The organism is Pseudomonas sp. PVC-3-1 (genome assembly GCF_057444315.1).
Map to the genome: position 1 here is coordinate 5,040,768 of NZ_CM172023.1, position 14,472 is coordinate 5,055,239.

11 protein-coding genes are annotated in these 14,472 nt (G+C 63.9%); 3 read left to right on the top strand and 8 right to left on the bottom strand.

What is annotated here, in order from left to right:
• Nucleotides 1-148 precede the first annotated feature (148 nt).
• The 3 genes from AC2T4A_RS23160 to AC2T4A_RS23170 all read right to left on the bottom strand — a co-directional run bounded on the left by AC2T4A_RS23160 (nt 149) and on the right by AC2T4A_RS23170 (nt 3,624).
• A complete protein-coding gene (locus tag AC2T4A_RS23160; RefSeq protein ID WP_486741907.1) occupies nt 149-925 on the bottom strand; it encodes a response regulator in 777 nt (258 codons plus the stop codon).
• 71 nt (nt 926-996) lie between these two features.
• Nucleotides 997-3,228: a hypothetical protein gene (locus AC2T4A_RS23165; RefSeq protein ID WP_486741908.1), complete on the bottom strand. Its 2,232-nt coding sequence runs from the start codon at nt 3,226-3,228 to the stop codon at nt 997-999.
• A 153-nt stretch (nt 3,229-3,381) separates the two neighbouring features.
• Nucleotides 3,382-3,624, bottom strand: coding sequence for a hypothetical protein (locus AC2T4A_RS23170; protein WP_486741909.1), 243 nt, complete (start codon nt 3,622-3,624; stop codon nt 3,382-3,384).
• Between the two features lie 198 nt (nt 3,625-3,822).
• On the opposite strand from AC2T4A_RS23170, the gene AC2T4A_RS23175 reads away from it, so the two are divergent.
• Together AC2T4A_RS23175 and AC2T4A_RS23180 are read left to right on the top strand one after the other, a co-directional pair.
• Nucleotides 3,823-5,205, top strand: a complete 1,383-nt coding sequence (locus AC2T4A_RS23175; protein WP_486741910.1) for a substrate-binding domain-containing protein — start codon at nt 3,823-3,825, stop codon at nt 5,203-5,205.
• 220 nt (nt 5,206-5,425) lie between these two features.
• Nucleotides 5,426-6,469 (top strand): TerC family protein, encoded by a 1,044-nt coding sequence (locus tag AC2T4A_RS23180; protein WP_416746947.1) that lies wholly within the window; start codon nt 5,426-5,428, stop codon nt 6,467-6,469.
• A gap of 359 nt (nt 6,470-6,828) precedes the next feature.
• Here AC2T4A_RS23180 and AC2T4A_RS23185 read toward each other — a convergent pair whose 3' ends face one another.
• Complete coding sequence (locus AC2T4A_RS23185; RefSeq protein ID WP_416746945.1) at nt 6,829-8,058, bottom strand: acyl-CoA dehydrogenase; 1,230 nt, start codon at nt 8,056-8,058, stop codon at nt 6,829-6,831.
• A 167-nt stretch (nt 8,059-8,225) separates the two neighbouring features.
• On the opposite strand from AC2T4A_RS23185, the gene AC2T4A_RS23190 reads away from it, so the two are divergent.
• Nucleotides 8,226-9,158 carry a LysR family transcriptional regulator gene (locus AC2T4A_RS23190; RefSeq protein WP_017518016.1) on the top strand — a complete coding sequence of 311 codons (933 nt, stop codon included), beginning with the start codon at nt 8,226-8,228 and terminating at the stop codon, nt 9,156-9,158.
• 247 nt (nt 9,159-9,405) lie between these two features.
• Here the strand turns inward: AC2T4A_RS23190 and AC2T4A_RS23195 are convergent, their stop codons facing one another.
• Genes AC2T4A_RS23195 through AC2T4A_RS23210 form a run of 4 tightly spaced genes read right to left on the bottom strand, consistent with a single transcriptional unit; the run spans nt 9,406 to nt 14,198 of the window.
• Nucleotides 9,406-10,533, bottom strand: coding sequence for an acyl-CoA dehydrogenase family protein (locus AC2T4A_RS23195; protein WP_486741911.1), 1,128 nt, complete (start codon nt 10,531-10,533; stop codon nt 9,406-9,408).
• Between the two features lie 10 nt (nt 10,534-10,543).
• Nucleotides 10,544-11,728 (bottom strand): acetyl-CoA C-acyltransferase, encoded by a 1,185-nt coding sequence (locus tag AC2T4A_RS23200; protein WP_486741912.1) that lies wholly within the window; start codon nt 11,726-11,728, stop codon nt 10,544-10,546.
• Between the two features lie 16 nt (nt 11,729-11,744).
• Entirely contained in the window at nt 11,745-12,515 is a 771-nt protein-coding gene (locus AC2T4A_RS23205) for a 3-hydroxyacyl-CoA dehydrogenase (RefSeq protein WP_478379423.1), read from the bottom strand.
• An 18-nt stretch (nt 12,516-12,533) separates the two neighbouring features.
• Nucleotides 12,534-14,198: an acyl-CoA synthetase gene (locus AC2T4A_RS23210; protein WP_486741913.1), complete on the bottom strand. Its 1,665-nt coding sequence runs from the start codon at nt 14,196-14,198 to the stop codon at nt 12,534-12,536.
• Between the last annotated feature and the right edge of the window lie 274 nt (nt 14,199-14,472).

A 14,472-nucleotide genomic window follows, 5' to 3' on the forward strand; every position in this document is an offset into this window, starting at 1 on the left:
TCTTACAAGGAGGCCCCCAGCTGAATGTCAGTGAATTCCTGCATGGCCGCAGGAAAACTATGCAAGAGCCACTGAATTCCATCGAGCACCCCAGCAGAAGGCGTCCATTGAGCAATATTGAGCAGGGCACTTCAGGGGCCACGCGTCTCTACAGGAGCCCGATCTCTTCGCTGATGCGAAACAGGTCATCCAGCGAATTGGCGGATAGCTTGCGCATCAGTTGGCGCTTGTGCTGTCCGATGCTTGCCCCTGACAACGAAAGATGCTCCGCCAGGGAAGCGACGGAGCATCCCCTGCGCAAGCCATGCAGAACGGCAATCAGGTGGGGCGGAAAGACCAGTGCGGAATCCAACCTGGGGTTAGCGCCGACCGGCACGCGGCGATGTTCGGGAAAGATAGTGCCGCCAGCCAGTACAGCATCCACGGCTCTGCCGATCAGGCTCAGACGATCGTCCGCGCGCAGAAAACCGGATACCCCGGTCCGGATGGCATGATGGATATTCAGCGAGGAGCCAAGACTGGAGCAGACCAGTACAGGTGTGGAGGATTTCAGCTGACCACCGCGCCGCAACATCGTGACGAGCTCCAACCCGTGAATGTCCGGGAGTTCCAACGTCACAATCAGAAGCTCGCAATCACCGACCTTCAAGTGGGTCAGCGCCTGTCGCGCCAGCTTGAAATGCAGATCGCACTGATGGCCGCTTGTATGCAGGAATCGACGCAGCGCCGTGAAGTCACGCCGGGAGGGTTCAACAAGTACGATTCGGGCCATGTTATTCCTTGTTGTAAAGGCCTCGGTGTTGCTGTCTGCCAGACAGATCGGCGAATTGGCCCTCGCCCTGCAAGCCGATTTCTCGGCATTCCCGCTGGTGTTTGCAGAGTGAAAATTGGTTCGGGACAGATAGACGCCACCGGACAATTCCATGTCTCGGCGAGGTCCACTCTGCAAAGCATGAAGCCAGCCGATACGTCCTTTGAACGCATCGGCCGTTGGGCTTACTCAGTCACCGTCTTGGAAATGGCGGACAAGGTGGTGTTGAACTGCACGGTTTCGTTGAAACTCTTGACGATGGTACTGAACTTGTCCTTGGCGCTTTGCAGCTGCTTGAGGCGCACGGTCAGTTCCTCGCTCTTGCGTTTGATGGCGCTTTCGCGCTCGTCCAACTCACCGGCGCGGCTACGCAGGGCCGCCAGTTGCTCGTCGATACGCTGCTGTTCAAGTTGAATGGATTCGGCACGCTTGGCGGTGGCTTTGTCGCGCAGGTCAACCGTGTGAGCCAGGTTCTTCAGCGCTTCACTACGCTCGGCCAGCAGGCGATTGTTCTCGGCAGCCATACGGTCCAGGTTGGTCTTGGCCTGCTTGAGATGGCTCTCCATCTGCAGCAGACGCTCTTCCTTGTCGGCGGTCAGACGCTCACGTTCCTGAAGCTGGCTGTTCCACTCTTCCAGCTCTTCCTGCAAGCGACCTGCCGCCTGTTTCTGGTGAGTCAGACCCTGCGCCATGCCGGCCAGCGAATTGAGGGTGTTCTGGACATCGGACAGGACATCGTCCGGGTCAGCGTCGAGATGGGGAACGCTCAGTGTGGCCGCCACTTCCTGCAACTCAGCCGAGGTGATCGGGATAGCGCTTTCCTGCACATCGGCCTGGGCTACTACATCGTCGTGCATTTCGGTCATTTCGGATTCCTTCTGGATCAATATTCCCTGAAGCGCCACTGTTTCAGGGGGGCTGTCAGCCGCCTCCGGGGCGGCAACTGCGTGCTCTGCGGGCGACAGGTTGGTGTCGTGCGACTGCGCTACCCGGATTTCTTCGCAAGGCTCGCCATGCCCACCGGCGGCGGCCAGCAGAGCGAATGCCTCCGCCAGGCTCGAAATCATCGGTTCGAAGCATTCATCGGCATCGTGATCATCTGATTGGGGATGCTCGCTCGGAAGCAGCCCCACCTCCTCGACCGCGATGCCGATCCGCTCGGACGGCTGGATGGGCTCTACCAGCTCCCACTGCATGGCAGCCTCCGGCACCTTACGGGCCGACAGCTCAGCGAGTTCTGTCATTGTCGGCATGCCTTGCGCGGTCGTCGGCGGGGCCGTTTGCTCGGCAACGTCGAGCACTGTTGGCTGTGGTTCCTCGACGATGTGCTGTGCTTCAGCCAACGCGAGCCCGGCATCGTTTGCTACTGCCGAGGTGATCTCCTCGGCAGGCTCCAGCGCTGTGGAAACATCCGCTGCGACCACTTCCGGTAATTCCTCTCGCTCCGGCTCGCAGTGTTCCAGGGGCTCGGGCGCAGATGGCTCAACGACGTCAGGCACCCGCGGCGCCACTCTCGCAGTGACGACTATCGTTCCCGCGACTTTCGTTTCGGCGGCCGGCCCCACGACTGGTGTGGGCTGCTCGATATCTCCCGGCGCTTCCAGCACCTCCAATGAGATGGCTGCCTGGGTTTCAAGCGCCTCCGCCTCGGACAGCGCTCGGACCTCCTGTGCGCTTTGCTGCTCAGCCTCGCGAATCGACGAGTTTTCCAGCTGTTGTGCCGCGATCGGCTCAACGACTTCCGATACGGATTGCTCGGCAGGCGCCAGCGACTCCGGCTCGTCCGTTGTATCGACTGCTAGCACCTCTGTCTGCTGCGGTGCAGGCTCTACCGATGGCATGGCGTCAGGCGGCTGAGCCGACGCATGCAATTCCGGGAAGTCCTGATCAATGATGGAGTCCAGCGACAGCGACTCAGGCTCCGCCGGGCCGAACGGCGGTATTTCGTCCTCGCTGGTACTCGCGAAAGACCCTGAAGGTTCTGCTCTCCGGGCAGACAGGATCGTCTCCTCGTCCGCGACGTCGCCTGCGGCGCCCTCCTCCTCGCTCTTCAGCCGCGCTGCCTGGGCGAACTGAGCGAAGTCCAGCAGCATATCCGCGGACAGCTCGAAGCCAAGATCAGCGATATCCGCCGGGGCATCGATATCCTCGTCAGGCTGGAGCGAAAACGGTAGTGGCGCTGGCCGCCCCAGCATCCCCGCCCTGGATAGCAGGTGCAGCCATGAGCGCAACGGTTGCATCGGCAGTTGCAGGCCCTGGAACCTCATGACCCTGGGCGCAGGCAGGTTCAGTGAATGCTTGCGCCAGGGGCGCCCCCAGGACAGGGCGGCAGGACGGTGGACGGCGAGCGGAATCAGTTTGACGTGATGCTCGGTGCCGACCATTGCTGGCCTGGGAGCACTGTGGGGTGAGGTCATGATTTTCTTCCGTCGGGACCATTCGAAACTGCGCAAGTTTCGCTTGGTCACGGAATCGGTGTTATCAGGCTTGCCTGAAGAACCCGAGGATTTTTTCCTATTAGCGCCCTACAAGCCCCCAGTTGCTGTAGGCAACATGCGCGTTTTCCCGACTTAGCCGCGACGGCTCTGAAACAGAGGTTTTATCCCAGCGCTGTTTTCTGACCGGGGAAGGAAAACTCCCCTCAGATCCAGCGCAGTGCTGAATACAAAAAGCGGAACGACGAGCAGCAGCATCGGCGCCGCCAGCGCCATGGCCGTATCCGGCAGCACGACCAGGGTGCAGGACATCAGCATGACCGTCAGGATGATCACCAGCTTCATCAGCACCGACGCAAAATCGATGATCTCGTCCATCTTGCACTCCCATACGCCAACCTGGAGCGCCCTGTATACCGACGCCCCCAAGCAGCCAGAAATCAGAAACATCCCGAAATTGGACGGAAATTTCTGACGACATTGACTACAGTCGCGCGTTGCAGCGAAGCGTCATATCGGTGCAATGATTTCGACTTAATCTGCCGCGCCAACGATGCCTCAAATGGAAGTTGACCCATGCAGTACAAGTCGAGCCCCAGCGATGCCCAACCCTGGCCCGTCACCATCGCCTGGCTCACTATCGCGTTCATCTGCTACGCATTCCCCTGGTCGGCATTCGCCGCCCTGCCTTCGTCCCAGGGCGGCGAGCCGGTGTTGCGCATCCAGGGTTCCAATACCATCGGCGCGCACCTGCTGCCGGAGCTGGTGAAGGGCCTGCTGGTCAGCGAAGGCTACAGCGACGTCAGCGCCAAGCCGGGCAAGACGGAGAACGAGCAGCGCATCATCGGCCGCACTGCCGACGGCAAGGAGGCCATCATCGACCTCGCCGCGCACGGTTCCAGCACCGGTTTCGTCGCCCTGAAGGACAACACCGCCGAGCTGGCCGCCGCCTCGCGCCCGATCAAGGATGCCGAGGTTGCGGGTCTGTCGGCGTCGGGCAACCTGCGCAGCGCCAAGGCCGAACAGGTAATCGGCATCGACGGCCTGGCAATCATCGTCAACGCGGCCAACCCGCTGGATGAGCTGACCACCGATACGCTGGCGAAAATCTTCTCCGGCGAGGTGAAGACCTGGGAAGAGATCGGCGGGCGCGGCGGCGCCATCCGACTGTATTCCCGCGACGACAACTCCGGCACCTTCGATACCTTCAAGGAGCTGGTGCTGGCCAGCCACGGCAAGGCACTGGCCAGTGGCGTGCAGCGGTTCGAGTCCAGCGACCTGCTGTCGACCGAAGTGAGCAAGGACCCGCAAGGCATAGGCTTCGTCGGCCTGTCGTCGATCCAGAAGGCCAAGGCACTGCGCATTGCCGATGGCGACTCCCAGGCAATGGCGCCGTCCACCACCCTGATCGCGACCGAGGACTACCCACTGTCGCGCCGCCTGTTCCTCTACATGAAGCCCGAGGAGCCCAACCGCTGGGCCCGCGCCCTGCTGCAATTCGCCCAGGGCGACAAGGGCCAGGCGCTGGTCAGCGCCAACGGCTTCGTCGGCCAGCGCGTGCAGGCAGTGAAGATGGCGCCGCGTGCCAGCATGCCGGAGAACTACCAGGCCCTGGCGCGCGATGCCGAGCGCCTGTCGGTAAACTTCCGCTTCCGCGAAGGCAGCGCCACCCTGGACAACAAGGCACAGCGTGACATCGACCGCCTGCTCGCCTACCTGCAGCAGAACGGCAAGATGAACAAGCAGGCAGTGCTGGTTGGATTTGGCGATCCGAAGCAGGACCCGGCCCGCGCCGAGCTGCTCTCCAAGTTGCGCGCCATGGCCGTGCGCCGCGAGCTGGCAAAGGAAGGCGTGATGTTCCGCGAGATCAGCGGCATGGGCGACGCCCTGCCGGTGGCAGCCAACAGCGACAACGACGGACGGGTGAAGAACCGCCGCGTTGAGGTCTGGGTTTACTGAATCGCCTGGCCAATTACGAGCCTTCCGAGGATCAGCGTCTAGACTTTCCTTCAGACGCTGATTCCTCAGTCCCGAAGTCATGTAGGAACTTGTTACGTTCCATCGCTTGCCTGAGGCGTCCGCTCTGCTATTTTCCCGCCAGTGACGCCGGGCCCCTCTGACGGTTGCCAACCGCCATGTCGGAGTCACTTTTCGACAACGACACTAAGGGAGGGGCCAAATGACAGCTCTGCACGCCTTTTTGACCGAACCATTCCTCGGAACCGCCACCTGGTTCTGGCTGGCCTTCCTGGCCATCGTGATTCTTCTGCTCGTACTCGACCTGGGCGTCCTGCAACGCGATCACCATGAGATCGGCGTGCGCGAGAGCCTGATGCTTTCCGCCGGCTACTTCGCCTGCGGCCTGGCCTTCGGTGGCTGGGTCTGGTACGAGTTCGGCGCCACCAGCGCGGTGGAGTACTACACCGGTTTCCTCGTCGAACAATCGCTATCGATGGACAACGTGTTCGTCATGGCGATGATCTTCGGCTTCTTCGGCATCCCCCGCCGCTACCAGCACCAGGTCCTGTTCTGGGGCATCCTCGGCGCCATCGTCATGCGTGCGCTGATGATCGGCCTGGGCGCCGCGCTGGTGAAGGAATTCGAGTGGATCATGTACGTGTTCGGCGCCTTCCTGCTGTTCAGCGGCGTGAAGATGCTGTTCAGCAAGCATGACGACGAGCCGGACCTGGCCAATAACCCGGTGCTGAAGTTCCTGCGCAAGCGCATCCGCATGACTGACACCATCCACGAGCATCACTTCTTCGTGAAGATGCCGGATGCCTCGGGCAAGCTGGTGCGCTACGCCACCCCGTTGTTCCTGGCGCTGATCCTGATCGAAATCGCCGACCTGGTGTTCGCCGTGGACAGCGTGCCGGCGATCTTCGCCATCACCCAGGACCCGTTCATCGTCTACACCTCGAACATCTTTGCCATCCTCGGCCTGCGCGCCCTGTATTTCTCGCTGGCGGCGATGATCCACCGCTTCGTCTACCTGAAGTACGCCCTGGCGCTGGTCCTGGTCTTCATCGGCACGAAGATTTTCCTGCACGGATTCATCGGCAAGGTTCCCGCGGCCCTGTCCCTTGGCGTAACCTTCGGCCTTTTGGCGGGTGGCATACTGCTATCCTTGCTCAAGACCCGCAGAACCGGCGAGGAACCGCTGGAAATCGTCAGCCAGGAGAGGATCCATGCAAGCGCTGGAGGTGAGGATCGAAGCCGTTGAGTTTCGCGGCCGGGCCTATTGGCAGGTCCGCCTCGGTCGTCGCGCGCTGCGTTTCCCCCATGAAGCTGCTGCGCGCGCCTTTGCCGCACAGTTGCATACCCGGCGAGAATGGTGGCTGGAGCAGCAGGCCAGGATAGATAGGCCGGAACCCTCACCCGAGGCATGAACGAAACGACAAGGCCAGCGCAAGCTGGCCTTGTTGCGCCCGGCCTACCTTGTAGGAGCGAGCTTGCTCGCGAACGGCGCCGTTCCTCGCTCCAAGTGCTTCGCGAGCAAGCCCGCTCCTACGAAAAGCACCACGCCCCTGCAATGAAGAAGGCCCGCTGATGCGGGCCTTTTTCATTCATTGCGGGTTGCGATCAGCGGCTGCTGCGCAGCGCGTCACGCGGTACGTACTTGCCGATCTCGAACTTGCCGATGGCCGCGCGGTGCACTTCGTCCGGGCCGTCGGCCAGGCGCAGGGTGCGCTGCATGGCGTACCAGTACGCCAGCGGGAAATCGTTGGAGACACCAGCGCCGCCGTGCATCTGGATGGCGCGGTCGATCACCTGCAGGGCGACGTTGGGCGCCACGACCTTGATCTGGGCGATCTCGCTCTGGGCGATCTTGTTGCCGGCGGTATCCATCATGTACGCGGCATTGAGGGTCAGCAGGCGGGCCTGGTTGATCTCGATGCGCGAGTTGGCGATGTGGTCGATGTTGCCACCCAGGCGCGCCAGCGGCTTGCCGAAGGCGGTGCGGCTCACGGAGCGTTTGCACATCAGTTCCAGCGCGCGCTCGGCCATGCCGATGGAGCGCATGCAATGGTGGATACGACCTGGGCCGAGGCGACCCTGGGCGATCTCGAAGCCGCGGCCCTCGCCGAGCAGCACGTTCTCATAGGGAACGCGGACGTTCTCGAAGAGCACTTCGGCGTGGCCGTGCGGGGCATCGTCGTAGCCGAACACTGGCAGCGGACGGAGGATTTTCACGCCGGGGGCGTCGGTAGGCACCAGGATCATCGAGTGCTGCTGGTGGCGCGGCGCGTCAGGGTTGGTCAGCCCCATGAAGATCATGATCTTGCAGCGCGGGTCGCAGGCGCCGGAAGTCCACCATTTGCGGCCGTTGATGACCCACTCGTCACCATCGCGCACGGCGTTGGCTTCCATGTTGGTGGCATCGGACGAAGCCACGCCCGGCTCGGTCATGGCGAAGGCCGAACGAATCTCGCCACGCAGCAGCGGCTCCAGCCAGGTGCGCTTGTGCTCTTCGGAGCCGTAGCGCACCAGCACTTCCATGTTGCCGGTATCGGGAGCTGCGCAGTTGAAGGGTTCGGAGCCGATCAGCGAGCGGCCCATGATCTCGGCCAGCGGCGCGTATTCCATGTTGGTCAGGCCGGCGCCCAGTTCCGATTCGGGCAGGAACAGGTTCCACAGGCCTTCGGCTTTCGCCTTGACCTTGAGGTCTTCCATGATTTGCGTGGGCTGCCAGCGGTCACCCTGGGCCACTTGCTCCTCGAACACCTTCTCGGCGGGATAGACGTTGGCTTCCATGAACGCGGTAAGGCGCTCACGCAGGTCCTGAACCTTGGCGGAATAAGCGAAATCCATGGGGGCTAACCTTCTGGCGGCGGTTGTTTGTGTGGTGATGATGCTAGAACAGCCAAGGGCATTTACCCAGCCTATTATCCGAATCAATGAACATTCATAACCCGTATGGACCTGAGCGCAGGTTCGGGTATGATCGGGCCAAAACAATGACAAGCGGGAGCCCTGGAATGAACCTCAGCAAGGTCGATCTGAACCTGTTCATCGTCTTCGACGCGATCTACACCGAAGCCAACCTGACCCGCGCCGGACAGATTGTCGGCATTACCCAGCCCGCCGTTTCCAACGCCCTCGCCCGCCTGCGTGAAACCTTCAACGATCCGTTGTTCGTACGGACCGCGCAAGGGATGGTGCCCACGCCCATGGCGCAGAACATCATCGGGCCGGTGCGTAACGCACTGCAGCTGCTGCGCGTTTCGGTGCAGGAAAGCCGCACCTTCACCCCGACCCAGGCGAGCAAGACCTACCGCATCAGCATGACCGACCTCACCGAGGCCATCGTCCTGCCACCGCTGTTCCAGCGCCTGCGTCGCCTGGCGCCCAACGTGCACATCGAAAGCTTCCTCTCCAAGCGCCGCGAGACCACCAAGGAACTGGCCGCCGGCCGCCTGGACTTCGCCGTCGACGCTCCGCTGAATACCGACCCGCAGGTACGCCACGTCAAGCTGATGGAGGACCGCTACGTCTGCGCCATGCGTCAGGGTCACCCGCTGGCCAAGGACAAGGTGACGCTGGAGGAATACCTGTCGGTGGCACACATCCAGATTTCCAGCCGCCGCAGCGGCCTGGGCTATGTCGACCTGTCGCTGGGCAAAATGGGCCTGCAGCGCAAGATCGCCCTGCGCTCGCAGCACTACCTGATGGCTTCGACCGTAGTGCAGCAGACCGACATGGTGGTCACCGTGCCCGAGCGCTTCGCCCGCCACCACGGACTGCATTTCGTCGACCTGCCGGTGAATGACGTGCCCAAGCTGGAAACCCACCTGTACTGGCACGAAAGCACTGACCAGGACCCGGCCAACCGCTGGATGCGCGAGCAGATCATCGAGCTGTGCCAGCAGGTGACGGCGCGGGAAGCACGCGAAGCTGCCGAGCGGGCCTGATGTTTCAGGCGATGCCTGTGGATGGGTATCGCTGCGCTCCACGCCTTCCTGCGCCTGGCCCACTTGCCACGGCCAACCTGTAGGAGCGAGCTTGCTCGCGAACAGCCACAAAATTGCCGGTGAGCATTGTTCGCGAGCAAGCTCGCTCCTACGAAAAGCAATCCGTCCCGCCTGACAAGCCACCCGCAGACCCCGGACTGCCGAAGTGCCTGTCCAACGAACAGGCCGGGGACTGCCGGCGAACCCTTTACAAGCTGCGCGCGATCACCAGCCGCTGCACGTCGCTGGTGCCTTCGTAGATCTGGCACACGCGCACGTCGCGGTAGATGCGTTCAACCGGGTAGTCCTGCAGATAGCCATAGCCGCCGAGGGTCTGGATCGCCGCGGAGCACACGCGCTCGGCCATTTCCGAGGCGAACAGCTTGGCCATGGACGCTTCGGTCAGGCACGGCAAGCCGGCCTCGCGCAGGCTGGCGGCGTGATGGACCATCTGCCGCGCCACGGCGATTTCGGTGGCCATGTCGCTCAGGCGGAAGGCCACGGCCTGGTGCTGGATGATCGGCTTGCCGAAGGTCTCGCGCTCGTGGGCGTAGTCGCGGGCGTATTCGAACGCGGCGCGGGCCATGCCGACGGCCTGCGAAGCAATACCGATGCGCCCACCCTCCAGGTTCGCCAGGGCGATGGCGTAACCCTGCCCTTCCTCGCCCAGCCGATAGCTGGCGGGGATGCGCACGTCGTCGAAGGCGATCTGGCAGGTGTCAGAGGCATGCTGGCCAAGCTTGTCCTCGACGCGCACCACGCGGTAGCCGGGCGTGTCGGTGGGCACGATGAAGGCGCTGATGCCCTTCTTGCCTGCCGCCGCGTCAGTGACCGCAAAGACGATCACCAGGCCGGCATGGCTGCCGGAAGTAATGAACTGCTTGCTGCCGTTCAACACGTAATGATCGCCATCACGGCGCGCGCGGGTCCTGAGGAAACTGGCGTCGGAGCCGGCCTGCGGTTCGGTCAGCGCGAAGGCGCCAATCATCTCGCCTCGTGCCAGGGGCACGAGGAACTGGCGCTTCTGCTCGTCATTGCCGAACTTGGCGATGGGCATGCAACCCACCGAGTTGTGCACGCTCATGATGGTCGAGCAGGCGCCGTCGCCGGCGGCGATCTCTTCCAGCGCCATGGCATAGGCCAGGTGGCCGGTCTGCGCGCCGCCCCACTGCTCCGTCACCAGCATGCCGAGGAAGCCGAGGTCGGCCATTTCCTTGATGGCTTCAGCCGGGAAACGATGCTCGCGGTCCCAGTCGGCGGCGAAGGGTTTCAGCCGCTCCTGGGCAAACTGACGGGCAACGTCGCGGATCTGGATGTCTTCTTCGCTGGGAATCATGTCTCGCTCCTTAGGCCAGACGCTCGACCGCGATGGCCGTGGCCTCGCCGCCACCGATACACACCGAGGCCACGCCGCGCTTGAGGTCGTACTGCTTGAGCGCCGACAGCAGGGTCACCATCACCCGTGCGCCGGAGGCACCGATGGGGTGGCCAAGGGCGCAGGCGCCGCCGTGGACGTTGAGCTTGTCGTGGGGGATGTCCAGATCGCGCATGGCGGCCATGGCGACCACGGCGAAGGCTTCGTTGACCTCGAACAGATCGACGTCGCCGATCGCCCAGCCAGTGCGTTGCATCAGGCGTTCAACCGCGCCCACCGGGGCGGTCGGGAACAGGTTCGGTGCGTCGGCATAGGACGAATGCCCGCGGATCGCCGCCAGCGGCGTCAGGCCACGTTTCTCGGCTTCGGACAGGCGCATCAGCACCAGCGCAGCGGCGCCGTCGGAGATGGAGCTGGCATTGGCCGCCGTCACGGTGCCGCCTTCGCGGAAGGCCGGCTTCAGGGTCGGAATCTTGTCCAGCCTGGCCTTCGGCGGTTGCTCGTCTTCGCTGATGGCGCGCAGTTCCTTGCCGGCCTTGACCGTCACTGCGACGATCTCGTCCTTGAAGCGCCCTTCGCTCATGGCCTTCTGCGCGCGGGTCAGCGAGGCGATCGCGTAGGCATCCTGCTGCTCGCGGGTGAAGCCGTATTTCTCGGCGCAGTCCTCGGCAAAGGTGCCCATCAGGCGGCCCTTGTCGTAGGCGTCTTCGAGGCCGTCGAGGAACATGTGGTCGAGCACCTTGCCGTGGCCCATGCGGTAGCCGCTGCGGGCGCGCTCCAGCAGGTACGGCGCGTTGGACATGCTCTCCATGCCGCCGGCCAGGGCGACGCGGGCACTGCCGGCGAGGATGGCGTCGTGGGCCATCATCGCGGCCTTCATGCCCGAGCCGCACATCTTGTTCACCGTGGAGCACGGCGTACCGCGTGCGAGCCCGGCACCGAGCACCGCCTGGCGTGCCGGCGCCTGGCCCTGGCCGGCAGCGAGCACGCAGCCGAGGACGGCTTCGTCCACTTCTTCGGCGCCCAGACGGGCGCGCTCGACGGCCGCGCGGATCGCGGCGGCGCCGAGGGTGGCGGCGGTGACGTCCTTGAAGTCGCCGAGGAAGCCGCCCATGGGAGTGCGGGTGGCGCTGACGATGACGATGGGATCGTTCATGACTCTCTCCTCCTGCTCACTTCGCGGCCATGCGGATGGCGCCGTCGAGGCGGATCACCTCGCCGTTGAGCATGCTGTTCTCGATGATGTGGCGGGCCAGCGCGGCGTACTCGTCCGGGCGACCGAGGCGTGGCGGGAACGGCACGCTGGCACCGAGGGAGTCGCGCACTTCCTGGGGCATGGCGGCCATCATCGGCGTCTCGAAGATGCCAGGGGCAATGGTCATCACGCGGATGCCCGAACGCGCCAGTTCGCGGGCGATGGGCAGGGTCATGCCAACCACCGCGCTCTTGGAGGCGGAGTACGCAGCCTGGCCGATCTGCCCGTCGAAGGCCGCCACCGAGGCGGTGTTGATGATGATGCCGCGCTCGCCGCCGGCATCCGGCTGGTTCTGCGCCATGGCTTCGGCGGCCAGGCGCAGCATGTTGAAGGTGCCGATCAGGTTGATGTTGATGGTGCGGGTGAAGCTGTCCAGCCCATGCACGCCGTTGCGGCCGATGACCTTCTCCGCCGGCGCCACGCCGGCGCAGTTGGCCAGGCCGTGCAGCGCGCCAAAGGTGTCGAGTGCAAGCTTAACGGCGGCCTTGCCGTCGACCTCGCTGCACACATCAGTGCGGATGAAGCGCGCGTTGGCTTCGCCCAATTCGGCAGCCTGGGCGGCGCCGGCGTCGGCGTTGACATCAGCCAGCACCACCTTGGCGCCGGCGCTCACCAGCAGCTTCGCGGTGGCCGCACCGAGGCCGGAGCCGCCGCCGGTGATGAGGAATACCTTGTTCTGGATCTGCATGAAGTCTCTCCGCTGGATTTAGTGAGCTGCCGCTTTCTCGGCCGCTTCGCGTTGCTTGGCGATCTCCTGGTTGCGCAGGAGGAAGCGCTGGATCTTGCCGCTGGGCGTCTTGGGCAGTTCGTCGACGAACTCCACTTCCCGCGGGTAGCTGTGCGCCGACAGTCGCTTGCGCACGTACTGTTGTAGCTCCTCGGCCAGCTCCGCGCCCGGCCGATAGGACGAACACAACACCACGAAGGCTTTGACCAGTTCGGTGCGTTCCGGGTCCGGCTTGCCGATCACCGCCGCCTCGATCACCGCCGGGTGCTCGATCAGCGCACTCTCCACATCGAACGGTCCGACACGGTAGCCGGAGGTAGTGATCAGGTCGTCGGCGCGACCGACGAAGCTGATGCTGCCGTCAGCGTTCAACTCCACGGTATCGCCGCTGAGGTAGTAGTCGCCGACGAAGGACTTGGTCTGCATGCCCTGGTAGCCGGCGAACCACATCAGCGGCGAACGCTTGCGATCCATGGCCAGCACGCCGGGCTGGCCGGCGGGCAGCTCGTTACCCTGCTCGTCCAGCACCACCACGCGATGGCCGGGGATGGAGTAGCCAGCCGCCCCCATATGCACCGGGTGCTGCAGTTCGTGGTGGTTGGCCAGCACCATGCCCAGCTCAGTCTGGCCGTAGTGGTCATGGATGGTCACGCCCAGTTCGCTGGCGAACCAGCGGATGACTTCCGGAGTCAGCGGCTCTCCCGCGCTGCTCACTGCGCGCAGGCGCCCCTTGAGCGGTTTGGAGACTGCCTCCCCGGCCGCGATCAGCAGGCGGTACGCGGTGGGCGAGCCGGCCAGGTTGGTGATGCCGTACTTGCGCACGATGCGGCAGGTGCTCTCCACCGTGAACGCGCCTTCGTAGAAGGTGATCGGATGCCCCATGGCCAGCGGCCCGGTGACGCCGTAATAGAGACCGTAGGCCCAGCCCGGATCGGCGAGGTTCCAGAACGAATCCTCCTCGCGCAGGCCCACGGCATCGCGCATGTAGCCGACGAAGGCGACGATGGCCTTCAGCGGCACGGCCAGCGGCTTCGCCAACCCGGTGGTGCCGGAGGTGAACATCAGCAGGAAGGTGTCTTCCCCGCTACGCAGCACCGGCTCGAAGTCCGGCGAGTGGCGTTCCAGTTCGGCCCAGAAGCTGTAGTCGCCATGGCGGATGCCCTGCCCCTTCGGGCCGCCGACAGTCACCCGTGTGGGCGCGTCGGGTACCTCGTCGAGCTTGCCGCGGTTGGCGCCGTCAGTGACCACCACCTTGCTGCCGGCCAGCTTGACCCGGTGTTCGATGGCCTTGGGCCCGAAGGCGGTGAATAGTGGCTGGTAGACGGCGCCCAGGCGCCAGGTGCCGAGCACGGCGACCAGCAGCTCCGGCGTGCGCGGCAGCATGCCGGACACCACATCGCCAGGGCGCACGCCGAGGCTGTGGAGGAAACTGGCGAAGCGGCCGGAAAGCTCTTTCAACTGGGTGAAGGTGTAGGAGGCGCTGTCGCCGTCCTTGCCCTCCCAGAACAGCGCGACGCGGCCGGGAATGGCATGGCGGTCGCAGCATTCAACACAGGCATTGAGAGCATCGAGGTTGCCGGCCAGGACGGCGTCGGCGGTGGCGCGGTAGTCGAACTCGGCCGTGGCGGCGGTATGGGAACGCATCGCTTGGGACTCCCGGGTTGTTCTTGTTGGAGTTCCCTGATGTTCCCGCCGCGCGGGCGTGCGGGCAATGTCGAAAGCCGCCAATCTGGATGAGCGGATTGGACAGCTTTGACGTGCGCTGATGATGGGTTTTGCCTAGGAGCGGCTTCGTCCGCGAAGGGTTGGGTGCCGTGCGGTTCGCGAGCAAGCTCGCTCCTACAGGAAACACCGGCGCCTCTCTGTAGGAGCGAGCTTGCTCGCGAACCTGATCTGGCGCCGGCCTTGCCGGCGGATC

Bases quoted from the DNA above. Each gene is read 5' to 3' on its own strand.
- AC2T4A_RS23160 (WP_486741907.1), bottom strand. From the start codon at position 925: ATGGAATTGTCCGGTGGCGTCTATCTGTCCCGAACCAATTTTCACTCT.
- AC2T4A_RS23185 (WP_416746945.1), bottom strand. From the start codon at position 8,058: ATGGATTTCGCTTATTCCGCCAAGGTTCAGGACCTGCGTGAGCGCCTT.
- AC2T4A_RS23180 (WP_416746947.1), top strand. From the start codon at position 5,426: ATGACAGCTCTGCACGCCTTTTTGACCGAACCATTCCTCGGAACCGCC.
- AC2T4A_RS23200 (WP_486741912.1), bottom strand. From the start codon at position 11,728: ATGAACGATCCCATCGTCATCGTCAGCGCCACCCGCACTCCCATGGGC.
- AC2T4A_RS23170 (WP_486741909.1), bottom strand. From the start codon at position 3,624: ATGGACGAGATCATCGATTTTGCGTCGGTGCTGATGAAGCTGGTGATC.
- AC2T4A_RS23210 (WP_486741913.1), bottom strand. From the start codon at position 14,198: ATGCGTTCCCATACCGCCGCCACGGCCGAGTTCGACTACCGCGCCACC.
- AC2T4A_RS23165 (WP_486741908.1), bottom strand. From the start codon at position 3,228: ATGACCTCACCCCACAGTGCTCCCAGGCCAGCAATGGTCGGCACCGAG.
- AC2T4A_RS23195 (WP_486741911.1), bottom strand. From the start codon at position 10,533: ATGATTCCCAGCGAAGAAGACATCCAGATCCGCGACGTTGCCCGTCAG.
- AC2T4A_RS23190 (WP_017518016.1), top strand. From the start codon at position 8,226: ATGAACCTCAGCAAGGTCGATCTGAACCTGTTCATCGTCTTCGACGCG.
- AC2T4A_RS23175 (WP_486741910.1), top strand. From the start codon at position 3,823: ATGCAGTACAAGTCGAGCCCCAGCGATGCCCAACCCTGGCCCGTCACC.
- AC2T4A_RS23205 (WP_478379423.1), bottom strand. From the start codon at position 12,515: ATGCAGATCCAGAACAAGGTATTCCTCATCACCGGCGGCGGCTCCGGC.